This is a genomic window from Saccharothrix luteola (assembly GCF_020859565.1).
Classification (GTDB): Bacteria; Actinomycetota; Actinomycetes; order Mycobacteriales; family Pseudonocardiaceae; genus Actinosynnema; species Actinosynnema luteola.
This window is the reverse complement of the sequence record NZ_JAJHUO010000023.1, coordinates 1-21,818: the sequence shown is the minus strand read 5'-3', so window position 1 is coordinate 21,818 and position 21,818 is coordinate 1. Positions and strand designations below refer to the sequence as shown.

23 protein-coding genes are annotated in these 21,818 nt (G+C 72.4%); 11 read left to right on the top strand and 12 right to left on the bottom strand.

What is annotated here, in order from left to right; all coding sequences use genetic code 11:
- The first annotated feature begins 25 nt into the window (after window positions 1-25).
- Both LNK82_RS29735 and LNK82_RS29730 read left to right on the top strand, forming a co-directional pair.
- Window positions 26-1,255 (top strand): cytochrome P450 family protein, encoded by a 1,230-nt coding sequence (locus LNK82_RS29735; RefSeq protein ID WP_230570192.1) that lies wholly within the window; start codon window positions 26-28, stop codon window positions 1,253-1,255.
- Entirely contained in the window at window positions 1,242-2,510 is a 1,269-nt protein-coding gene (locus tag LNK82_RS29730) for an adenosylmethionine--8-amino-7-oxononanoate transaminase (RefSeq protein ID WP_230570191.1), read from the top strand. Before LNK82_RS29735 ends, LNK82_RS29730 begins: the two co-directional genes overlap by 14 nt.
- On the opposite strand, the gene LNK82_RS29725 is transcribed toward LNK82_RS29730, so the two are convergent.
- A complete protein-coding gene (locus LNK82_RS29725; protein ID WP_230570190.1) occupies window positions 2,490-3,107 on the bottom strand; it encodes a hypothetical protein in 618 nt (205 codons plus the stop codon). The genes LNK82_RS29730 and LNK82_RS29725 overlap by 21 nt on opposite strands.
- Entirely contained in the window at window positions 3,108-3,353 is a 246-nt protein-coding gene (locus tag LNK82_RS29720; RefSeq protein WP_230570189.1) for a glutaredoxin family protein, read from the bottom strand.
- 60 nt (window positions 3,354-3,413) lie between these two features.
- On the opposite strand from LNK82_RS29720, the gene bioD reads away from it, so the two are divergent.
- From bioD to LNK82_RS29700, 4 genes are all read left to right on the top strand, one after another.
- The gene (bioD, locus tag LNK82_RS29715) at window positions 3,414-4,130 is read left to right on the top strand and encodes a dethiobiotin synthase (protein ID WP_230570188.1); all 717 of its coding nucleotides are present in this window, start codon (window positions 3,414-3,416) and stop codon (window positions 4,128-4,130) included.
- Window positions 4,131-4,235: 105 nt separating this feature from the next.
- Window positions 4,236-5,252, top strand: coding sequence for a biotin synthase BioB (bioB, locus tag LNK82_RS29710; RefSeq protein WP_230570187.1), 1,017 nt, complete (start codon window positions 4,236-4,238; stop codon window positions 5,250-5,252).
- Complete coding sequence (bsaP, locus tag LNK82_RS29705) at window positions 5,249-5,458, top strand: biotin synthase auxiliary protein BsaP (RefSeq protein WP_230570186.1); 210 nt, start codon at window positions 5,249-5,251, stop codon at window positions 5,456-5,458. The genes bioB and bsaP overlap by 4 nt, the downstream gene beginning before the upstream one ends.
- A gap of 40 nt (window positions 5,459-5,498) precedes the next feature.
- Entirely contained in the window at window positions 5,499-6,095 is a 597-nt protein-coding gene (locus tag LNK82_RS29700) for a DUF2567 domain-containing protein (protein ID WP_230570185.1), read from the top strand.
- 6 nt (window positions 6,096-6,101) lie between these two features.
- On the opposite strand, the gene LNK82_RS29695 is transcribed toward LNK82_RS29700, so the two are convergent.
- From LNK82_RS29695 to LNK82_RS29670, 6 genes are all read right to left on the bottom strand, one after another.
- The gene (locus LNK82_RS29695; RefSeq protein WP_230570347.1) at window positions 6,102-6,854 is read right to left on the bottom strand and encodes a putative hydro-lyase; all 753 of its coding nucleotides are present in this window, start codon (window positions 6,852-6,854) and stop codon (window positions 6,102-6,104) included.
- A gap of 2 nt (window positions 6,855-6,856) precedes the next feature.
- Window positions 6,857-8,116, bottom strand: coding sequence for an MFS transporter (locus LNK82_RS29690; protein ID WP_230570184.1), 1,260 nt, complete (start codon window positions 8,114-8,116; stop codon window positions 6,857-6,859).
- A gap of 196 nt (window positions 8,117-8,312) precedes the next feature.
- Window positions 8,313-9,632 (bottom strand): cation:proton antiporter, encoded by a 1,320-nt coding sequence (locus tag LNK82_RS29685; RefSeq protein ID WP_308257308.1) that lies wholly within the window; start codon window positions 9,630-9,632, stop codon window positions 8,313-8,315.
- Window positions 9,633-9,768: 136 nt separating this feature from the next.
- Window positions 9,769-10,455 carry a type I 3-dehydroquinate dehydratase gene (aroD, locus tag LNK82_RS29680; RefSeq protein ID WP_230570183.1) on the bottom strand — a complete coding sequence of 229 codons (687 nt, stop codon included), beginning with the start codon at window positions 10,453-10,455 and terminating at the stop codon, window positions 9,769-9,771.
- A 79-nt stretch (window positions 10,456-10,534) separates the two neighbouring features.
- On the bottom strand, window positions 10,535-11,215 hold the full coding sequence (locus LNK82_RS29675; protein WP_230570182.1) for an LON peptidase substrate-binding domain-containing protein: 681 nt from the start codon (window positions 11,213-11,215) through the stop codon (window positions 10,535-10,537).
- Window positions 11,212-11,868 carry an NUDIX hydrolase gene (locus LNK82_RS29670; protein ID WP_308257306.1) on the bottom strand — a complete coding sequence of 219 codons (657 nt, stop codon included), beginning with the start codon at window positions 11,866-11,868 and terminating at the stop codon, window positions 11,212-11,214. The genes LNK82_RS29675 and LNK82_RS29670 overlap by 4 nt, the downstream gene beginning before the upstream one ends.
- Window positions 11,869-11,965: 97 nt before the next feature.
- Between LNK82_RS29670 and nadA the strand changes: the two genes are divergently transcribed.
- The 3 genes from nadA to nadC are packed head-to-tail and all read left to right on the top strand — an operon-like array spanning window position 11,966 to window position 15,464.
- Window positions 11,966-12,985, top strand: coding sequence for a quinolinate synthase NadA (nadA, locus tag LNK82_RS29665; protein ID WP_230570181.1), 1,020 nt, complete (start codon window positions 11,966-11,968; stop codon window positions 12,983-12,985).
- Window positions 12,982-14,604 (top strand): L-aspartate oxidase, encoded by a 1,623-nt coding sequence (locus tag LNK82_RS29660; protein ID WP_230570180.1) that lies wholly within the window; start codon window positions 12,982-12,984, stop codon window positions 14,602-14,604. Before nadA ends, LNK82_RS29660 begins: the two co-directional genes overlap by 4 nt.
- Complete coding sequence (nadC, locus tag LNK82_RS29655; protein ID WP_230570179.1) at window positions 14,601-15,464, top strand: carboxylating nicotinate-nucleotide diphosphorylase; 864 nt, start codon at window positions 14,601-14,603, stop codon at window positions 15,462-15,464. The genes LNK82_RS29660 and nadC overlap by 4 nt, the downstream gene beginning before the upstream one ends.
- A gap of 59 nt (window positions 15,465-15,523) precedes the next feature.
- On the opposite strand, the gene LNK82_RS29650 is transcribed toward nadC, so the two are convergent.
- Complete coding sequence (locus LNK82_RS29650) at window positions 15,524-16,459, bottom strand: DUF2382 domain-containing protein (protein ID WP_230570178.1); 936 nt, start codon at window positions 16,457-16,459, stop codon at window positions 15,524-15,526.
- A 113-nt stretch (window positions 16,460-16,572) separates the two neighbouring features.
- Entirely contained in the window at window positions 16,573-17,352 is a 780-nt protein-coding gene (locus tag LNK82_RS29645; protein ID WP_230570177.1) for a carbon-nitrogen hydrolase family protein, read from the bottom strand.
- A 29-nt stretch (window positions 17,353-17,381) separates the two neighbouring features.
- Between LNK82_RS29645 and LNK82_RS29640 the strand changes: the two genes are divergently transcribed.
- Together LNK82_RS29640 and LNK82_RS29635 are read left to right on the top strand one after the other, a co-directional pair.
- Window positions 17,382-18,926 carry an ABC transporter substrate-binding protein gene (locus LNK82_RS29640; RefSeq protein ID WP_230570176.1) on the top strand — a complete coding sequence of 515 codons (1,545 nt, stop codon included), beginning with the start codon at window positions 17,382-17,384 and terminating at the stop codon, window positions 18,924-18,926.
- 64 nt (window positions 18,927-18,990) lie between these two features.
- The gene (locus LNK82_RS29635) at window positions 18,991-20,121 is read left to right on the top strand and encodes an aminotransferase class V-fold PLP-dependent enzyme (protein WP_230570175.1); all 1,131 of its coding nucleotides are present in this window, start codon (window positions 18,991-18,993) and stop codon (window positions 20,119-20,121) included.
- 42 nt (window positions 20,122-20,163) lie between these two features.
- On the opposite strand, the gene LNK82_RS29630 is transcribed toward LNK82_RS29635, so the two are convergent.
- Window positions 20,164-21,159 carry a hypothetical protein gene (locus tag LNK82_RS29630; RefSeq protein ID WP_230570174.1) on the bottom strand — a complete coding sequence of 332 codons (996 nt, stop codon included), beginning with the start codon at window positions 21,157-21,159 and terminating at the stop codon, window positions 20,164-20,166.
- Complete coding sequence (locus tag LNK82_RS29625) at window positions 21,156-21,764, bottom strand: RNA polymerase sigma factor (RefSeq protein ID WP_230570173.1); 609 nt, start codon at window positions 21,762-21,764, stop codon at window positions 21,156-21,158. Before LNK82_RS29625 ends, LNK82_RS29630 begins: the two co-directional genes overlap by 4 nt.
- Window positions 21,765-21,818 lie beyond the last annotated feature (54 nt).

Genomic DNA, 21,818 nt, shown 5'->3' with positions numbered 1-21,818 from the left:
AACTCAAACGAGGAGGGGGATCCCTGTGGGGGAGAAGATCGCCGGTCTCGACGTGCTCGGCGAGGACTACTTCGCCGATCCGCACGCCTACCACGCCCGGCTGCGCGAGCAGGCGGCGGCGTCGGAGATCGTGCTGCCGCGAGGCACGAAGGCGTGGCTGGTCACCCGGTACGAGGAGGCGCGGTCGGCGCTGGCCGACCCGCGGTTCAGCAAGCACTTCGAGCGCTTCCCGGAGGTCATGGAGCGCAACCGGGTCGACGGCGGTGACGCGCCCGCGTTCGACGAGTCCCTGGTGCAGCACATGCTGAACATGGACCCGCCGCACCACACCCGGCTGCGCAAGCTGGTCACCAAGGCGTTCACCGCCCGGCGGGTCGAGCAGTTGAGGCCGCGCATCCAGGAGATCACCGACCGGCTGCTGGACGAGGCGGGGGAGCAGGGCGACGTCGACCTGGTGGACGCGCTGGCGTTCCCGCTGCCCATCACGGTGATCTGCGAGATGCTCGACGTGCCGATGGACGAGCGCGACGAGTTCCGCGTGTGGTCCAACGTGCTGGTCGCCGGCAACGGTGAGCCGGAGGAGCTGAAGCAGGCGGGCGCCCAGATGGCGGGCTACCTGGCGAAGCTGGTCGAGCACAAGCGGACCGCGCCGGGTGACGACTTCTTCTCGGCGCTCGTGCAGGCCGACGAGGACGGCGACCGGCTCGACCCGATGGAGCTGATCGCCATGGCGTTCCTGCTCCTGGTCGCCGGGCACGAGACGACGGTCAACCTGATCGCCAACGGCGTGTACCACCTGCTGCGCAACCCGGAGCAGCTGGACAAGCTGCGCGCCGACCGCTCGTTGCTGCCCGGCGCGGTGGAGGAGTTCCTGCGCTTCGAGAGCCCGGTCAACCAGGCCACGTTCCGCTACACCAACGAGGACGTGGAACTGGGTGACGTGGTCATCCCGAAGGACAGCGTGGTGGTGGTGTCGCTGTCCGGCGGCAACCGCGACGCCTCCCGGTTCCCGGACCCCGACCGGCTCGACATCACCCGGCAGGCCACCGGGCACCTGGCGTTCGGCCACGGCGTCCACTACTGCCTGGGCGCGCCGCTGGCCCGGATGGAGGGCGAGATCGCGATCGGGACGCTGCTGGACCGGTTCGAGGTCGCCCTCGCCGCGGACCCGGACGCGATGAAGTGGCGGCCGGGGACGCTCATCCGAGGGCTCCAGTCGCTGCCGGTTAGCCTGACCCCTCGTGGAGCGCGATGAGCTGCTGAAGCTGGACCAGGCGCACGTCTGGCACCCGTACGGCCCGATGCCGGGCACCCACGAGCCGCTGGTGGTCTCCTCGGCCGAGGGTGTCCGGCTCCGGCTGGACGACGGGCGCGAGCTGGTCGACGGCATGTCGTCGTGGTGGGCGGCGATCCACGGCTACCGGCACCCCGTGCTCGACGCGGCCGTGCGCGACCAGCTCGGCCGGATGAGCCACGTGATGTTCGGCGGCCTGACCCACGAGCCCGCGGTGGCGCTGGCGGCACGGCTGGTGGAGATCACGCCCGAGCCGTTGCAGCACGTGTTCCTGTGCGACTCGGGGTCGGTGTCGGTCGAGGTCGCGATCAAGATGGCGTTGCAGCACTGGCGCTCGCGGGGCCGGCCCGAGAAGCGGCGGCTGCTGACGTGGCGCGGCGGATACCACGGCGACACGTTCCAGCCGATGGCGGTGTGCGACCCGGAGGGCGGGATGCACTCGCTGTGGCGGGGCGTGCTGCCGGAGCAGGTGTTCGCGTCCGCGCCGCCGAGCGACCTCGAGACCGCGTACGTGCAGGAGCTGGCGGACCTGATCGAGGCGCACGCCGGTGAGCTGGCCGCGGTCATCGTGGAGCCGGTGGTGCAGGGCGCGGGCGGGATGCGGTTCCACGACCCGCGCTACCTGCACGTGCTGCGCGAGCTGACGCTGGCGCACGACGTGCTGTTGATCTTCGACGAGATCGCCACCGGCTTCGGCCGCACCGGCGAGCTGTTCGCCGCCGACCACGCCGGGATCAGCCCGGACATCATGTGCCTCGGCAAGGCGCTGACCGGCGGCTACCTGTCGATGGCCGCGACCCTGTGCACGTCACGGGTCGCGGACGGCATCTCCCGGGGTGAGGTGCCGGTGCTCGCGCACGGGCCGACCTTCATGGGCAACCCGCTCGCCTCGGCGGTGGCGCTGGCGTCGACCGACCTGCTGCTGGCGCAGGACTGGCGGTCGTCGGTGCGGCGGATCGAGGCCGGCCTGCGGTCGGGCCTCGCGGACGCGCCCGGTGACGTGCGGGTGCTCGGCGCGATCGGCGTCGTGCAGCTGGACCACCCGGTGGACGTGGCCGCCGCCACCGCCGCGGCCGTCGACCACGGCGTGTGGTTGCGGCCGTTCCGCGACCTGATCTACACCATGCCGCCGTTCATCAGCACGGACGACGACGTGGCGACGATCGCCGCCGCCGTCGTCGCCGCGGCCGAGGCGTCACATGCGCAGCAGCGTTGAGCCCCAGACCAGCAGCAGCACGCCGTAGCCGATCGACGCCCACCCGATGGTCTGGTCGGCCTTGTCGCGCAACGGCTTCACCACCCGCGACAACGGGTACAGGACGAGCGCCATCACCGGGAACACCACCAGTGAGCCCACCAGGCCCCAGGCGCCCGCGAACACGCCCGCCCAGTAGTCCGTCGGGAGGAGGACGTCCTCAGCCCACCCGACAGGCAGGCACAGGACGGCCACGCACATCCAGACGATCGCGAGCCGCACGAGGCGCAGTCCCGCGACCTTCCCCGCGGTCTTCTCGTTCAGCACGGCCACGCCGAGCGCGACCCACGCGCCGCCCCCGAACAACCAGCCCACCACGGTCGACACCACGGGGATCGGGCCCACCACCACCCCGACCGGTGGGATCACCCAGTGCCACAACGCGTAGTGCGCGCCGATCACACCGATCACGACACCCACGACGAGCCCGGTCCACCCCCACCCGCCCAGCTCGTCCAACCAGTGGGGTGGCTTCGGCTTGGGCCGGGGGTCGCGCGGGCGCCTCCGCGTGCTGACGTCCGCGCCGTCGCGGCCCTGTCTTCGCTTCTTCCGGCCCACTCAGGCCTGTCCCTGCACGGCCTCGGCCAGCTCGGTGTTCGTCGGCTCCACCAGGACGCGCCCGTCCGGGAGCGCGATGACCGGGATGTTCTTGCGCCCGCCCGCGAGTTCGATCGCGCGGTCGCGGGCCGCGTCGTCCTGCTCGACGTCGATGTCGGTGAACGGCACTTCGTGCTCCCGCAGCCATGCCTTGGCCCGCCGGCAGTCGCCGCACCAGTTCGCCCCGTAGAGAACGATCTCACTCATAGCGGTGACTGTAGAACGCGGAGGACCGCAACGCTCCGTATAGGCCTAGGGTGAGTCGCCGTGAGCGTCCTCGTGATCACCGGCACGGGCACCGAGGTCGGCAAGACCGTGGTCGTCGCCGCCTTGGCGGCCCTGGCCGCGGCCGACGGTCGACGGGTCGCCGTGCTCAAGCCCGCGCAGACCGGCATCGCCGACGGCGAGCCGGGCGACCTCGCCGAGGTGGCCCGCCTCGCCGGTTCCGTCACCACCCGTGAACTGCGCCGATACCCGGAACCACTGGCTCCGGCCACGGCCGCGCGCCGCTCCGGGCGGCCCACGCTGCACCCCAGCGAGGTCGCCTCGGCGGCCGTGGCGCTGGACGAGACGCACGACCTCGTGCTGGTGGAGGGCGCGGGCGGGCTGCTGGTCCGGTTCGACGACGCGGGCTCGACCATCGCCGACGCGGCGTGGGCGCTCAACGCGCCGGTGCTCATCGTGGCGCACGCGGGCCTGGGCACGTTGAACATGACCGCGCTGACCGCCGAGGCCCTGCTGCGCCGCGGCCTGGAGTCGGTCGGCGTGGTGGTGGGCCGCTGGCCGGCCGTGCCCGACCTGGCCACCCGCACCAACCTGGTCGACCTGCCCGAGGCGGCGGGCGCGCCGCTGCTCGGCGTGCTGCCCGACGGCATGGCGGCGCTGGGGCGGTCCGAGTTCGCGGACCGGGCGAGGGAAGGCCTGTCGCCGTGGTTCGGCGGTACGTTCGACCCGGAGAAGTTCGCCGCGCCGCACACCTGCTGACGGTCCGCCCGTGTGGAACGAACCAGTGACGCACGTCGCTGGGGCGGGCCGGGTCCCGTGCGGCAGACTGCACGGCGGACCACCGCCGGATGCAGAGGAGAAGTCGTGACCGCAGCCCCTGAACAGGTCGATGTCCTCGGCGTTGCCCGCGAGCAGGTGCTTCAGCGGGGTGTCGGGCTGACCGAGGAGCAGGTGCTCGAAGTCCTCCGACTGCCCGACGAGCGCATCCCGGAGCTGCTGGAGCTGGCGCACGAGGTGCGGATGCGCTGGTGCGGCCCGGAGGTCGAGGTCGAGGGCATCGTGTCGCTCAAGACCGGCGGCTGCCCCGAGGACTGCCACTTCTGCTCGCAGTCCGGCCAGTTCCCCTCACCGGTGCGGTCGGCGTGGCTGGACATCCCCGGCCTCGTCCGGGCGGCCCGGCAGACCGCGGAGACCGGCGCGTCCGAGTTCTGCATCGTCGCCGCCGTGCGCGGGCCGGACAAGCGGCTGCTGTCGCAGGTGCGCGACGGCATCAAGGCCATCCGCGAGGACGGCAACGACATCCAGATCGCGTGCTCGCTCGGCATGCTCACCCAGGAGCAGGTGGACGAGCTGGTGGACATGGGCGTCCACCGCTACAACCACAACCTGGAGACCGCCCGCTCGCACTTCCCGAACGTGGTCACCACGCACTCGTGGGAGGAGCGCTGGGACACGCTGAAGATGATCCGCACGGCGGGCATGGAGGTCTGCTGCGGCGGCATCATCGGCATGGGGGAGACGCTCGCGCAGCGCGCGGAGTTCGCCGTGCAGCTGGCGGAGCTGGAGCCCGACGAGGTGCCGCTGAACTTCCTGATCCCCAACCCGGGCACCCCGTACGAGAACTACCCGGTGGTCGAGGGCCCCGAGGCGCTGCGGACCGTGGGCGCGTTCCGGCTCGCCCTGCCGCGCACGATCCTGCGCTTCGCCGGCGGCCGTGAGCTGACCTTCGGCGACCTCGGCGCCAAGCAGGGCATGCTCGGCGGCGTCAACGCCATCATCGTCGGCAACTACCTGACCAACCTCGGCAGGCCCGCTCAGCAGGACCTCGACATGCTGACCGAGCTGTCCATGCCGATCAAGGAACTGAGCAAGACCCTGTGACGAGTGGGCTGGGTGCGGTGGCGTACTGCGGTTTTTGCGGCAAGGCGAGCGCGGAGGCCGACCACTCCGCATGCGCGTCGCGGCTGGGCGTGATCGATCCGCCGCGGTTCTGCGCGGAGTGCGCGCGCCGGATGGTCGTGCAGGTGACACCCGCCGGGTGGACGGCCACGTGCAGCCGTCACGGCGAGATCACCTCCGCGCGGTAACCTGCCCTGCATCTGGTCACGGGTGCAGGGAGGTCGTCGGGTGGCGGAGCAACCGGTGGACGAGCGGGCGACGCCCGTTCGGGTGCCACCCGCGCCGGCGTTCGAGTACTACTACGTGGTGCGACGGCCGCGGGTCGTGGTGAAGCGCGACCTGCTGCCCTCGTTCTCCGTGCTGTCCGTGATCTCGCTGTTCGGGCTGCCCGCGGGGTGGCTGTGGGCGAGGCTCGCGCCGCCGCAGAACGTGGTAGCGCAGCAGGACGGCTCGCTGATCCCGGTGACCGGCGAGAGCTACCACCGGCTCGACGGGCTGATGCTGTTCGTGCTGATCGGGCTGGGCGCCGGGCTCGTCACGGGCATCGCGGTGTGGCTGCTGCGGGAGCGCCGCGGTCCGGTGGTGATGCTCGCCGCCACGCTCGGCGCGGCCGTGGCGGCCTACCTGGCGCAGCTGACCGGGATCGGCTCGGCGGGCAGCCGGTACGCCGTCGACGCCGCGCCCGCGGTGGGTGACGTGATCGCCCTGGCCCCGGTGCTGGAGACGTGGTGGGGCTTGCTGGCGTGGCCCTTGGGCACGGCGCTGGCGTACGGCTGCCTGGCCGCGTGGAACGGTCTGGACGACCTCGGCCGTCGGCTGGGGTAGCGCCGGTCAGAGCTGGTAGGCCAGGTCGGGCACGTCGGTGACGAACATGTGCCCCGGCGCGTGGGTGATCGCGAACGGCGGTTTCGACGCCATCACGGCCGCCTGCGGCGTCACGCCGCACGCCCAGAACACCGGCACGTCGCCCTCGTGCGGCGCGGTGCGGTCGCCGAAGTCCGGTTGGTCCAGGTCGTCGATGCCGAGCGCACCCGGATCGCCCACGTGCACCGGCGCGCCGTGGACGGCGGGCATCCGGGCGGTGACCCGCTTCGCGGTGTCGACCAGGTCGGCGGGGATGTAGCGCATCGAGACCACCGTCGGCCCGTGCAGGCGGCCCGCCGGGCGGCACTCGCGGTCGGTCACGTACATCGGCACGTTGCGCCGCTGCTCGACGTGCCGCAGCGGGACGTCGGCCTGCTTGAGCGCGGACTCGAACGTGAAGCTGCACCCGATGAGGAAGGCGACCAGGTCGTCGCGCCAGTAGCCGGAGGCGTCGGTGGGCTCGTCGACCAGGTCGCCGTGCTCCCAGATCCGGTAGCGGGGCACGTCGCGCATCAGGTCGGCGTTGCCCGCGAGGAACGTCGTGGTGCTGCCCGGGTCGGTGACGTCGAGGACCGGGCACGGCCGGGGGTTGCGCTGGGTGAACAGCAGCACGTCGTAGGCCCAGTCCTCCGGGACCGCGATGAGGTTGGCCTGCGCGTAGCCGTCCGCGAGCCCGGCCGTCGGCCCTTGGTGCTCCCGGCGCACCTGTTCCGGTGTCATCGTCATCGCAGTTCGACCCCTTTCGTCTCGGGGAGGCCGAGCAGGGCGAGGACGGCGATGCCGTAGGCGATCGCGCCGAAGACCATCGCGCCGCCGACGCCCATGCCCTGCGCCAGGAAGCCCACCAGGGCGGGGAAGAACGCGCCGACCGCGCGGCCGAAGTTGTAGGTGAAGCCCTGGCCGGTGCCGCGCAGCTCGGTCGGGTACAGCTCGGCGAGGAACGAGCCGAAGCCGCTGAAGATCGCCGACGTGGTGAACCCGAGCGGGAACGTGACCAGCAGGATCAGGCCGTTCGCGCCCGGCGGGATGTTCGTGAACAGCACGATGAGGATCGCGCTGAGCACGGCGAACAGGGTGAACGTCCGCTTGCGGCCCAGCAGGTCGGTCAGGTAGCCGCCGGTGATGTAGCCCGCGAACGCGCCGCTGATGAGCAGCGCCAGGTACCCGCCGGTGCCGACCACGCTGAGGCCGCGTTCGGTCTTGAGGAACGTCGGCACCCAGCTCGCCAGCGTGTAGTAGCCGCCTTGGACGCCGGTGGCGAGGATCGCGGCGAACACGGTGGTGCGGCCGAGCTTGCCCTGGAAGACGGCCTTGAAGCTGCCCTTGGCGGGGCTGGTCTTGAGCGCCTGCTCGGCCTTGGGCGCGTCCTTGACGTTGCGGCGGACGTAGAACACCAGGATCGCGGGGATCGCGCCGGTCCAGAACAGCACCCGCCAGGCCACGTCCTGCGGCAGGAAGCTGAACACGGCGGTGTAGACGATGACGCTCAGGCCCCAGCCGACGGCCCACGAGCTCTGGATGAACGCCACCGTCCGGCCCCGGTACTGCGGCTTGCAGTACTCGGCGACGAGGATCGCGCCCGCCGCCCACTCGCCGCCGAAGCCGAGGCCCTGCAGGGCGCGGAACACCATCAGCATCTCGTAGCTGGTGGCGAAGCCGCACAGGACCGTGAAGACGGCGTAGGTGATGACCGTGATCATCAGGGTGCGGACGCGGCCGATGCGGTCCGCGAGGATGCCCGCGATCGCGCCACCGAGGGCGGAGACGACCAGGGTGACGGTGTTGAGCAGGCCCGCTTCGCCCGTGGTGAGGCCGAAGTAGGCGGTGATGGCGAACAGGCTCAGGGGCAGGACCTGGAAGTCGTAGGCGTCCAGGCCGAAGCCGCCGAACGCGCCGACGAACGCCCGCTTGCCGTTGCGGCCCAGGGTGTGGAACCAGGCGAACGGGCCGTCCTTGGTGGTGTCTACGTCCGTGGTGCTCATGAGGGTCACCTCGCAGCCGTGAGGGTGTGCCGTGGCCCACACGGTAGGGGATTGTTGAACAATCCCACTAGAGGGCAATAGGACGAATCAACACTCGTTCGGGTAGTCCGCGCGACCACGCCCACCCGGCGCACGACGACGGGGGCCCGCCGCGATGGCGAGCCCCCGTCGTCGTGGGTGGTTCGGTGTGGGTGTTTCAGCCGGGCTGCGAGGAGGCCGCGTACAGCTTCTCCCGCTCGCGCTCGTCGTCGGTGGTCTCGATCCGCTTCACGGCGTAGCGCAGCATCGGCGGCGCCATCAGCGACGTCACGACCGCGACGAGCACGATGATCGTGTACCCGGCCGTGGTGAGCACGCCCAGGCGCAGGCCCACCATCGCCACGATCACCTCGATCACGCCGCGCGCGTTCAGCCCGGCGCCCAGGGCCAGCCCTTCCCAGTGGTTGAGCTTGCCCAGTCGCGCGCCAAGGTACGCGCCGACGAACTTGCCCACGATGGCGATGACCAGCACCACCGCCGCGGACAGCAGCACCTGCGGTTCGGCGAGCAGGGTCAGGTCCATCCGCAGACCCGCCGTGGCGAAGAAGATGGGTGCGAGGACGCCCATCACGAACGTCCGCAGCGGCGCGATCTTCGTCCGGTCGAGGATGCCCGAGGTGCTGATCAGGATGCCGCACAGGAACGTGCCGAAGATCGGCTCCAAGCCCAGCGCGTGGGTGCCCGCGGCGCACGCCAGCAGCATCACGACCACGATCGCGATCGTCACCGCCGGGTCGGAGGACTTGTTGGCCATCGTCAGACCGGCCTTGACCACCGGGCGGCCGACCAGCAGCGTCAGCAGCAGCACGGCGACCAGGCTGCCGATCGTCAGCGCCAGGTGCCCGGCGCGCAGGCCGGTGGTGGCCATCGCGGACACCACGGACAGCAGCGACCAGCCCACGATGTCGTCCACGGCCGCCGCGCCGATGGTCAGCTGGCCGATGTTGCGGTGGAGGATCTTGAGCTCCACCAACGTCTTGGCGATCACCGGGATGGCGCTCACGCACATCGCCACGCCGAGGAACAGCGCGAACGCCAGGTCCCCCTTGTCGCCCGACAGCAGGGTCGTGGGCAGCAGCACGCCGACGCCGACGCCCAGGACCAGCGGGATGAGCAGGCCGCCGAGGCTCACGTAGACCGCGGTCCTGCCCTTGCGGCGCACCAGCTTCATGTCGATGTGCATGCCGGTGAAGCCGACCAGAAGCAGCACGCCGAGCTGCCCGACCGCGTCGAGCAGGTGGATCTGCTCGGCGTCGGACGGGAACAGCCAGTTCGACAGGCCGGGCAGCGCGTGGGCCAGCAGCGACGGGCCGAGGATCACGCCCGCGGTCAGCTCGCCGACCACGGCGGGCATGTTCAGCCGGGTCGCCAGTTTGCCGAGCGCGAACGCCACCCCCAGCAGGACGGTCAGCTGGAGCAGGAAGACCAGCATGGGGTGGGCACCGATCGGACTTGGTGGTGCGGCCAGCAGAATCATCAGCTCTCCTCCGGGCTTGACCGTCCCGAAGAGATACTCGGCGAACCTGCCGGTGGGGAAGGGCGTCCACGTTCGTGGTGCCGTATAGATCGGTTCGCCGTCAGCGGCCGGTCAGCGGCGTCCGGCCCGGGGGAGTTCAGGCGTCGACCGCGCTCCTGCGGTCGTACCCCGGGTAGAACTGACGGATGAGCCGGGACGTCTCGGCGTAATCGAGTTGACCCGACGTCGGCTGGTGGCCGATGAACGTGTAGGTCAACCGCGAACCGAGCGCGGGGAAGAAGATGCGGGACGCGGTGCCGACCGCGCCCATGGCGATCACGATCATTTCCGTGTCACTGTCCGAATTCACCAACAACGACGCCAGCGTCTTCACGTCGGCACCGCTGTTCGCCATCGTGGAAATCTTCACGATATCCGCACCGACGTCTTTCGCCGCACGCACGATCGCGTCCAGCTCACCGATATCGGGTGTGCGGTCGAAATCGTGGAACGACACGATCGCCAACGCATCGCGCGCGTGCGCGGCGGCGATCACCTCCGCCACGACCTCCCGCGACGACAGCTCCACGTCCACGGCGTCAACCAGCGGCGCGACCTCGCGGAACAGCTCGAGCCGCGCCGCCTCGCCACCGCTCCACCCGCCGCCCTCCGCCGCCGAGCGCACGGTCGCCAGCACGGGCAGCCCTTCGAACGCGCGCACCTGCTCGACCACGTGCCCGACATCGGTCCGCGAGAACCGGTCGATGCGCAATTCGGCCACGTCGACCCCGAGGGAACGCGCTTCCGCCGCCGCCCCGGCACTGTCGTCGTCGGCGAAGCTCACCGCGATCAACGGGAGGTCGAGTCCGAGCAGCGCGCGCATGGTGTTCATTCGCTGCATCTTACACCGCCCGCTTGACGGGTCAGTTGCGATGAGGTAGTTGGCCCAATTCCGACAACGGCGCGGGCACGGCGCTCAACGCGTCCAGAATGCCCGCCTCCCGGTGCAGGACTTTCCGCACCATCCGCAGCCGCCGGGCGGGCGAGGTCTCCTCCAGCAGCCGCTGCCGGTCCTCGAACGTCAGCAGGCAGTCGCCGGCCAACGCGTACGCCAGGTCGGCCAACGCCGTGTCCGGACCGGGCGGCCGACGCCCCACGCTCTGGTACGCCGCCTGCCGGTACCGGCCGTGCGCCGCCCGCGCGCTCTCCGCCAGCAGCGGCAGCACGGCCTCGACCTCCGGCGGAGCGGCGGTGTCCGGCAGCCACTGCACCGACGCGACCAGGTACGGCGCGCTGTCCTCGTCCACGTCGAGCAGCCGGAACCGCCGACCGCCCTTCGTGGTCAGGTCGTACCGCCCGTCCGGTAGCCGCCGCGCCTCCTCCAGCACCGCCGTGCAGCCGACGTCGGACAACGCCTCCACGTTCTCCGCGCCGACCTCCCACCCCTGCTTGATCGACACCACGCCGAACGTCCGCTCCGGCACCGCGCCCGTCACCAGGTCGACGGTCAGCTGCCGGTAGCGCGGCTCGAACACGTGCAACGGCAGTGACGCCCCGGGCAGCAGCACGGTGCCCAGCGGGAACAGCGGGAGGGTCGTCGTCACGAACCCAAGCTACGGGCGGACGGTGGCCGCAGCACGGCGAACGGGTCAGTGATCCGCATTTCCCCCGACACGAACCGGAACAGCGCCGCCGGCCTGCCACCGGACGGCCCCGGCTGCACGGTCCCGCCGGTCGGCTCCAGCAGCCCCCGCCGCGCCAGCACGCGTTGCAGGTTGGTCGCCGACACCTTGTAGCCCAGGGCCGCCGAGTACAGCGAGCGCAACGCGGAGATGGTGAACTCCGGCGGGGCCAACGCGAACCCCAGGTTCGTGTACGACAGCTTCGAGGCGAGCCGGTTGCGGGCACGGCGGCAGATCGCCTCGTGGTCGAACGCGGTCGCGGGCAGCGCGTCCACCGGGTGCCACGTCGTGTCCGACGGCACCACGGGGTCGATGTGCGACGGCACCAGGCCGAGGAACGCGGTCGCCACCACCCGCGGTCCGGGCACCCGCGAGGGGTTGCTGAACACGGCCAGCTGCTCGACGTGTGACAACTGTCGCACGTCGACTTTCTCGGCCAGCTGACGGCGGATCGAGGCCTCGACGTCCTCGTCGTCGCCGAGCCCGCCACCGGGCAGTGACCAGCGGTGAGCGTGCGGTTCCCGGGCGCGCTCCCACAGCATGACCTGGAGTGATCCGGCTCTCACCTGGAGCACCGCGGCCAACACCTCATGTCCCGCCAGTCCCACTCGGCTGATACTATCGGCCACGTTTTCGACCGATAGGCGAAAACCTGGCTCAAGGGAGGAACCCATGGTCGCTACCGCCTATGTGGAGCGAACCTCGGACGGCGCCTACGACGGCATCGCGCCGGACGCCGCCTGGCGTGACGAGGTGCTGGAGCTGGCGCGCGAGCGGGACGCGGTCATCCTCGCGCACAACTACCAGCTGCCCGAGATCCAGGACATCGCCCACCACACCGGCGACTCGCTGGCGCTCAGCCGCATCGCGGCGGCGAGCGAGGCGTCCACCATCGTGTTCTGCGGCGTGCACTTCATGGCCGAGACCGCCAAGATCCTCGCGCCGCACAAGACCGTGCTGATCCCGGACGAGCGGGCGGGCTGCTCGCTGGCCGACTCGATCACCGGCGAGCAGCTGCGCGCGTGGAAGGCCGAGCACCCCGGCGCGGTCGTCGTCTCCTACGTCAACACCACGGCCGAGGTGAAGGCGGAGACCGACATCTGCTGCACCTCGTCGAACGCGGTGGACGTGGTGAAGTCGATCCCGGCCGACCGGGAGGTGCTGTTCCTGCCGGACCAGTTCCTCGGCGCGCACGTCAAGCGCGAGACCGGCCGGGAGAACCTGCACATCTGGGCGGGCGAGTGCCACGTGCACGCGGGCATCAACGGCCCCGAGCTGGCCGAGCGCGCGGCGGCGAACCCGGACGCCGACCTGTTCATCCACCCCGAGTGCGGGTGCGCCACGTCGGCGCTCTACCTCGCGGGCGAGGGCACCGTCCCGGCGGAGAAGGTCAAGATCCTCTCGACCGGCGACATGATCACCGCGGCCCGGCGGACGAGCGCGAAGACGGTGCTGGTCGCGACCGAGATCGGCATGCTGCACCAGCTGCGCCGCGCCGCGCCGGAGATCGACTTCCGCGCGGTGAACGACCGGGCGTCGTGCCGGTACATGAAGATGATCACCCCGGCCGCGCTGCTGCGGGCCCTGCGGGAGAACAAGGACGAGGTGCACGTGGACCTGGAGACCGCGAAGCGGGCTCAGGGCGCGGTGCAGCGCATGATCGAGATCGGGCAGCCCGGCGGCGGAGAATGAACACCCCCTTGTGGGAGGCTCGCGCCGACCTGGTCGTGGTCGGCACCGGGGTGGCCGGTCTGACGGCGGCGCTGCGCGCGCGTGAGCTGGGGCTCCGGGTCCTGGTGGTGACGAAGGCCGCCGGCGAGGACGGCAACACCCGGTGGGCGCAGGGCGGCGTGGCCGTCGTGCTGCCCGGCGAGCACGACGAGGGCGACACGGTCGACGCGCACGTCCGCGACACGCTGGTCGCCGGCGCCGGGCTGTGCGACGAGGCCGCGGTCGAGGCGATCATCGCCGGCGGACCGGCGGCGGTGGCGCGGTTGCGCGAGCGGGGCGCGGTGTTCGACGCCGCGCCGACCGGTGGCCTGGCCCGCACGCGGGAGGGCGGGCACAGCGCGTTCCGCGTGGTGCACGCGGGCGGTGACGCGACCGGCGCGGAGGTGGAGCGCGCGCTGTTGGCGGCGGCCTCCGACGGCCGGGTGCCGGTGCTGGAGAACCACGTCGCGGTGGACGCGGTGCGCACGCCGCTCGGCCAGGTGTGCGGCCTGCTGGTGCTGGACGGCAACGGCGTGCCCGGCGTGCTCGGCGCGCCCGCCGTGCTGCTGGCCAGCGGCGGCCTCGGCCAGCTCTACCAGGCCACGTCCAACCCGGAGGTGGCCACCGGCGACGGCCTCGCGCTGGCGTTGCGCGCGGGCGCGGTGGCGGCGGACGTCGAGTTCGTCCAGTTCCACCCGACCGTGCTCTACACCGGGCGCGGCGCGCGTGGCCGCTGCCCGCTGGTCACGGAGGCGGTGCGCGGCGAGGGCGCGGTGCTGGTCGACGCGACCGGCGCGCGGGTCATGCGCGGCGTGCACCCGTTGGCGGACCTGGCGCCGCGCGACGTGGTGGCCGCGGCGATCACCCGGCACATGGCGGGCGGCCCCGGCGGCGTCGACGACCACGTGTTCCTCGACGCCACGGGCATCTCCGACTTCGCGCGCCGGTTCCCGACGGTGCACGCGGCCTGTCTCGCGGCGGGCGTCGACCCGGCGGGCGAGCCGATCCCGGTGACGCCCGCGGCGCACTTCGCCTGCGGCGGCGTGGTGTCCGATGTGGACGGACGAACGGGCGTGACCGGCCTGTACGCGGCGGGCGAGGTGGCCCGGACCGGGCTGCACGGCGCGAACCGGCTGGCGTCCAACAGCCTGCTCGAAGGCCTGGTCGTCGGCACGCGGGCGGCCGAGGCGGTCGCGGCGGACCTGGCGCTGGGCGTGCTGGCCCGCCCGTCGGCCGCGGTCGTGGCGGAGCTGCCGACGGCGCCGGTCGCCGACCGGGACTCGTTGCAGCGGGTCATGTCCCGGTACGCGGCGATCGGCCGTGACGCCGAGGGCCTGGCCGTGGTCGGGTCGGTGCTGGACCTGTCCACTGTGGACCGTCGGCTGGACAGCCGGGAACTGGTCGAGGACGCGGCGCTCACCGTGGCCGCGCGGGCGTTGATCGCGGCGGCGGCGGAACGCGAGGAGACGCGCGGCTGCCACGTGCGCACCGACTTCACCGAGCGGGACGACGTGCGGTGGCAGCGCAGCCAGGTGGTCCGGCTCAACCCGTCCGGCCAGCCGGTGCTGGCCGATCCGGTGGTGGCGAGAGGAGTGGCATGAGTGCCGAAGACCTGCTTGCGGGGTCGGGCATCGGGCTCGACCTGGACGACGCGCGGCGCGTGATCGCGACGGCGTTGGCGGAAGACCTGCGGTACGGACCCGACGCGACGACCGAGGCGACCGTGCCCGCGGACGCGGTGGCCGTGGCGGAGCTGACGCCGCGCGCGGCCGGTGTGCTCGCGGGCATCCCGGTGGCGCTGGAGGTGTTCCGCCAGGTCGCGGACGTGGAAGTGCTGGAAGGGCGGCGGGACGGCGACAAGGCCGTGCCCGGCGAGCCCGCGCTGGTGCTGCGCGGGCCGGTGCGCGGCCTGCTCACCGCCGAGCGCACGGCGTTGAACCTGCTGTGCCACCTGTCCGGCGTCGCCACGCTCACCGCCGCGTGGGTGGACGAGGTCGCGGGCACCAAGGCGCGCGTGCGCGACTCCCGCAAGACCCTGCCGGGCCTGCGGCTGCTGGAGAAGTACGCGGTGCGGTGCGGCGGCGGCGTCAACCACCGCCTCGGGCTCGGCGACGCGGTGCTGATCAAGGACAACCACGTGCGGGCCGCGGGCTCGGTTCGGGCGGCGTTGGCCGCGGTGCGCGCGCACGCGCCGCACCTGGCGTGCGAGGTCGAGGTCGACTCGCTCGACCAGCTCGACGAGGCCGTCGCCGAGGGCGCGGAACTCGTGCTGCTGGACAACTTCACCGCCGCCGAGTGCGCGGAGGCGGTGCGCCGGGCGGGCGGTGTCGCGCTGGAGGCGTCCGGCGGGCTCACGCTCGACGTGGCCAGGGCCTACGCCGAGACCGGCGTGGACTACCTGGCGGTCGGCGGCCTGACGCACTCCGCCGCGGCGCTCGACCTCGGGCTGGACCTGCGGTGAGCCGCTGAACGGGCAGGGAACCGCCCGCGCCCGGGGCACAGGCGCGGGCGCGGCCCTGATCAGGAGTCGCGTCGCTTGGTCGTGTCGTCGCGCTCCACGTCGACCCGTTCCTTGCGCACCTCGCCGCGGACGTGCTCCTGCTCGGTCACGGCCTGCTTCTCCAGCCGGACCTTCTCCACCGCCTTGGCCTTCTTCTCCACCACCGGCTCCTGCCGGCGGAGGGTGACCTCGGCCTCCTCGTCGACGAACGCGCGGTCGGTCGACGTGCCGTCGGCGGGTTCGCTCACCACGCGGACCTCTTCGTGCGTCACCGGCACCGTCACGTCCTTCTGCTCGGTCACGGTGTGCTTGACCAGGCGCACGCGGCCTGCCTCGACGTCGCGGGTGCCGACGTCCAGCTCTTCCTCGTAGCGGGTGACCGAGTCGCCGGTGCGGGCCTCGTGCCGGGCGCGCTTCCCCGCGGCCGGCTGACCCGTGGCCGCCTGCCCCATCGCGGCCTGTCCCGTGGCGGTGGTCTTCTCGCCGCGCGCCACGCCGCGTCCCTCGGGACGGGTCTCGCCGGGCATCCCGCCACCGCGCATCTCGCCGCGGCTCAGCCCGGACGTGTGGCCGGCGGCCGGCATGGGCCTGGTCTCCGAGCGCCCGCCCGGCAGCCGGTCGTGGTCGCCGGAGCGGTGCGACGGGATCATGCCGTAGTACTCGTACAGCTCGTCCTGCTGCTTGTCGGACATGTGCTGGTCGGACACGTCGATCCGGGGCGCGTCCTTGACCTGCTGCTTGTCCACGGGCACGGTGACGACGCCGTTGCCCATGGTCGCGTCCTGGATCGGCACGAACGACTCCTTGAGGCCGAACAAGCCGGTGTGCACCGAGGCCCACATCGGCCGTCCGTCCCGATCATCGAGCCACACCTGTTTGACCGAGCCGATGCGCTCACCGTGCTCATCGATCACTTCGCAGTCGTACAGGCGGTCCACTTCGGCCTGGTTGATCATGGCCAGCGTCCCCTTCGCGTGTCGTGATACGTCCCGCAAAGGGCTTCCCGGCGCCAAGGGCCACCTATTCGGCTGCCACCCGTTCGTGTGAGGGAAGGCCACCCGAAAGAAACTCAGAGCCGACGATTCGCCAGGACGGGCAAGGTGTTCCTCGCCCGCGTGACACTCTCCGTGTCCACAGTGGTCATGATCATCCCGGGCTTGCCGGCCAACTGCTCGACCACGTCGCCCAACGGCGAGGCGACCGTGCTGTAGCCGACACCGGTGGGTGCGCCGCCGTGGTCGACCTCCGGGTCGGCCTGGCCGCACGCCAGCACCCACGACGTGCAGTCCAGCGCACGCGCGCGCACCAGCAGCTCCCACTGCTCGCGCTTGCCCGGCCCCGAGCCCCACGACGCGCACACCAGCACGGCCGTCGCGCCGCGGTCCGCCAACGCCCGGAACAGTTCGGGGAACCGCACGTCGTAGCAGGTCGCCAGGCCGAACGTGACGCCGTCGACCTCCACGACCACCGGCGCGGAGCCGGGCGCGACGGTGCGCGACTCGGTGAACCCGAACGCGTCGAACAGGTGGATCTTGTCGTAGCCGACGTGGTGGCCGCCGCCCGTGACCAGCAGGGTGTTCGTCACCCGGCCGTCCGGCGCCGGCGTGAACATGCCCGCCACGACGACCACGCCGTGCTCGTCGGCGATGTCGCGCACGGCGTCCGCCCACGGGCCGTCCAACGGCTCGGCCACCGGGCCCAGGGGCACGCCGAACCGGCACATCGTGGCCTCGGGGAACACCACCACGCGCGCGCCGTCGGCCGCGGCGCGCGCGGTCTCGGCGCGCACCAGGTCGAGGTTGGCCGCCGGGTCGCTGGACGAGGTGATCTGGCAGAGGGCGACACGCATGTGGCCCACTCTAGGTAGTGTCGGGTCTCGTGCGCGCCCTCCTTCCCCCGCTGCTCCTCGTAGCCCTTCTCGCCGCTGCGGGGTGCACGGGCGCGACGACACCGAGCGCCGAGGGCACGTCGGACAACAGCGCGCTCGTGCTGGCCGACCCGATGGAGCCGACCACGCTGAACCCGCTGCTCGGCTACGGCCGCGAGGGCGTGTCGAAGCTGTACGACGGGCTGGTGGAGCACCGCGCGGACGGCTCGGTGCGGCCCCAGCTCGCGGCGGACGCGCCGAAGCCCGCCGCGGACGGGCTGAGCTGGACCGTGACGCTGCGCGAGGGCGTGAAGTTCACCGACGGCACGTCGTTCGGGCCGGAGGACGTGGTGGCGACCTACCGGGCGCTGCTGGACCCGGCGTCCGGCTCGACCGAGCGGGCCGCGTACGCGGAGCTGACCGGCGTGGAGCAGCTGGACGTGCACACCGTCCGGTTCGCGCTGGCCAGGCCGTGGGCGGCGTTCCCGCACACGCTCGTGCTCGGCATCCTGCCCAGCGAGGCGCTCGGCGGGCCGTTGCGCGACGTGCGGGCCGTCGGCACGGGCCCGTACAAGCTGGTGGACTGGCGCAAGGGCGACCGGATGGTGCTGGAGGCCAACGCCTCCTACTTCGGCGGCGAGCCCAAGATCCGCAAGCTGACCGTGGTGTTCGTGCCGGACGACAACACGCGTGCCCAGCGGATGCAGGCGGGCGAGTTCGACGGCACCGCGCTGCCGCCCCGGCTGGCCGCGTCGTTCAGCGCCGCCAACGGCATGAGGCTGATCACGCACCGCAGCGCCGACCTGCGTGCCGTCACGCTGCCGGGTGGCGCCGTGACGGGTGACAGCGCGATCAGGATGGCGTTGAACCACGCGGTCAACCGCAAGGGCATGGTGGACAACCTGCTCGGCGGCCACGGCGCCGTGGTGAGCACGCCGGTGCCGGACACGCTGCCGGAGTTCGTGGAGACCGGCGCCCGGTTCGCCTACGACAAGGCGCTGGCCGAGCTGCTGCTGGACCAGGCGGGCTGGGTGCGGGGCGCGGACGGCGTGCGCGCGCGCGACGGCGTGGCCGCCCGGTTCACGCTGATGTACCCGATCGGCGACGTGGTGCGCGCCGACCTGGCCACCGCGTTCGCCGCGGACGCCAAGGCGGTCGGCATCGACGTGCAGCTGGCCGGGCTGAGCTGGGAGGCCCTCGCGCCGAGGCTGGGCGCGGACGCCCTGCTGCACGGCGGCGGCACCCCGTTCGACCCGGACCTGATGACCTACCAGCCGCTGCACACGCCCAACCCGTGGGGCTACTCGAACCCGCAGGTGGACGCCGCGCTGGACGCCGGGCGGACGTCGTTGGACCCGGCGCAGCGCGCGGCGGCGTACAAGCAGTTCCAGCGCGCGTACGTGGCCGCGCCGGGCATGGTGGTGCTGGCGTCGGTACGGCACACGTACGTGGTGCGGGAGAACTGGAACGGCTACCAGGAGGTCGTGGACCCGCACGCGCACGGCGCGCTGTCGTGGGGCCCGTGGTGGAACCTGGAGAAGTGGACGCCCCGCTAGCCCTCGTCTTGTTGCATGCTGTTGGCGACAGTGCACCGGAAACCCGCGGACCCCAGGGGGCGCCATGACGATCTTCCTCGACTCGGCCGGTTCGTCGCTGCCACCGCGCGAGGTTCTCGACGAGGTGATCGGGCACCTGCGGCGCGAGGCGGAGATCGGCGGGTACGTCGCCGCGCAGGAGCGCGCGGCCGACCTGGAGGCCGGGTACGGGGTGTTCGCCGAGCTGCTGGGCGCGTCGCCGGACGAGATCGCGTTCACCGACAGCGCGACGCGGTCGTGGCTGACCGCGTTCGACGCCGTGCCGCTGGCCGCGGGCGACCGGGTGCTGTTCAGCGAGGCCGAGTACGCGGGCACGGCGATCCCGATCCTGCGCCGGGCGCGCGAGGTCGGCGCCTCCGCCGAGGCGGTGCCGTCGGACGCGTTCGGGCAGATCGACGTGGACGCGTTGAAGGACATGCTGGACGAGCGGGTGAAGCTCGTCTCGCTGGTGCACGTGCCGACCAACAGCGGGCTGGTGAACCCGGCGCGCGAGGTCGCCGACGCGGCGCACGAGGTGGGCGCGCTCGTGCTGCTGGACGCGTGCCAGTCGATCGGGCAGCTGCCGGTGCGCGCCGACGAGCTGGGCGTGGACCTGATCTCGGGCACCGGCCGCAAGTGGCTGCGCGGGCCGCGCGGCACCGGTGTGCTGGTGGTGCGCCGCGAGGCCGCCGCCCGCATGAACCCGCGGCTGGTCGACCTGCACAGCGCGGAGTGGGTCGCGCCGGACGACATCCGGCTGCGGGACGACGCGCGGGTCTACGAGATCTGGGAGACGAGCGTCGCCGACCGGCTCGGGCTCATCGCGGCGGCACGGCACGCGCTGGCCAAGGGCCTGGACGTGATCGAGCGCGAGGTGGGGGAGCGCGCGCGACGGCTGCGTGACGGCCTGAGCGCGCTGCCGGGCGTGACAGTGCGCGACCCGGGCGTGCGCAAGGCGGGCATCGTCACGTTCACCGTGGACGGCGTGGCGGCCACCGACGTGCGCGACCGGCTGGCCCGCGAGGGCGTCACGGTCACCGTCAGCTGGGCGTCGTCCACGCTGCTGGACATGACCAGGCGCGGGCTCGCCGAGGTGGTGAGGGCCTCACCCCACTACTTCGTCGAGCCCGCGCAGGTCGATCAGGCCGTGGAGGCCGTCAGCAGGTGCGCCCGGTGATCCGTTCCCGGTGACCGGCGACGCCGTCCGCCGGTGTCCGGGTCAGCCGACACCCTCGGCCAGCTCGATCACCTGCTGCTCGGTGAACCCGGCCGGCACCTGGAGCTGGAACGCCCGCCCGTCGGGCAGCGGAGCCTGCAGCATCCACCGGTCGTCGGCCAGGTGGACGAGTTCGCCCGGCCGGCCGTCGACGGACACCGGGACGGCCGGCACGGGGCCGCCTCCGACGACCTCGCCGTAGTTCGGCACGAGACCGAGCATGGTGCTCACGTGGAGGACGCGGTCCGGGGCGCGTGGGTCCCGCAACGACGTGACCGCCCCGGCGCCGTCAGGGCCGGCGTCCTTGAAGGCGTACAGCTCCCACCCGGCGGGCGCGACGCTGATCGCCAGGCTCACCCTCTCGTCCGTGTCGACGAGGGTGTCGGCGAGCGAGCGCAGGGCTTGCTCGTCGGCGAAGTCACCGGTGCCGGTGATCGTGATCCACTGGCCGGAGGACCGCTCCCAGGTGAGGGACACCGAGTGGAACCCCGGCTCCGCCTGCTCGACCCGCTCGACCACGGCCGGCTTGCCGGCGTAGGTCGTGTCCCGGCCGCCGTCGGCGCTCGGCCGGTTCCGGTGGGTCTTGACGTAGATGGCGCTCGACTGCTCCCCGGGGCGCTGGTCGGCGTCGCGGTACACGGCCGCGATCCAGCCGGGTTCGGCGGTGAAGCCCGGTTCGGTCACCCCGTCCGGGATCGGGTCCAGCTCCGGGGGCAGCGTCGGCATGTCGAACCCGACGAGCACCGGCGGCTCACCGACGGCGGACGGTGGTGGCGGCGAGCCGTCACCACCGGTGGCGACGATTCCGGCGGTGACGAGCACGGCCGCGGCGGCCGCGATGAGCGCCGTGCGGCGACGCAGGCGGACCGGCCCGTCGGCCGCGGTGGGGGCGGCGGCCCGGATCTCGGTCAGCAGGTCGGCGCGGGCCTTGGCCAGCACGTCCTCGGACAGCGGGGTCGGCTCGGGGCCGTGTTCCCGGAGCACGGTGAACTCGTTCATGCGATCTCCTCGGCGGAGAGCCGTTGGTCGTCGAGCCGGGCGCGGACCTTGCGGCGGGCGCGGTGGAGCCGGGAGCGGACCGTGCCGACCGGGACGCCCAGCGCCGCGGCGATCTCGGCGTAGGACAGCTGCGGGTAGGTCCACAGCAGCAGCACGTCCAGGTCCTCGCGCGGCAGCGCGGCCAGCGCGTCGGCCAGCTCTCCCCGCAACGCCCTGGCGTCGACCCGTGCGGCCACCTCGCCGAGCTCGGTGGTCGTCTCCACGTGCCCGGCCGCGCGGCCGAACGCCCGGTACCGCCGCTCCTCGTCCCGGGCGTGCCGGCGCACCAGGTTGGTGGCGATGCCGAACAGCCAGGCCCGCACCGGCGCGCGGCCGGGGGTGTAGCCGGTGCGGCCGCGGAACGCGAGCAGGAACGTCTCGCTCATCAGGTCGTCAGCCAGCGCGCCCACCCGGCGGGACAGGTAGCCGTGCACGACCGGCGCGTACCTGTCGAAGATCACCGCGAACCGCTCGGGGGTCGTCAACGACTCGACGATCAGGTGCTCGTCGGTGACGCCGGGAGGCGATTCCGCCGGCGGCACGGGCCCGGCGGGGGGTTTTCGCATGGTCATGCTTCCTGTTGCCCGAAGTCGCGATCCGGTTCGCACCCGACAGGGTGC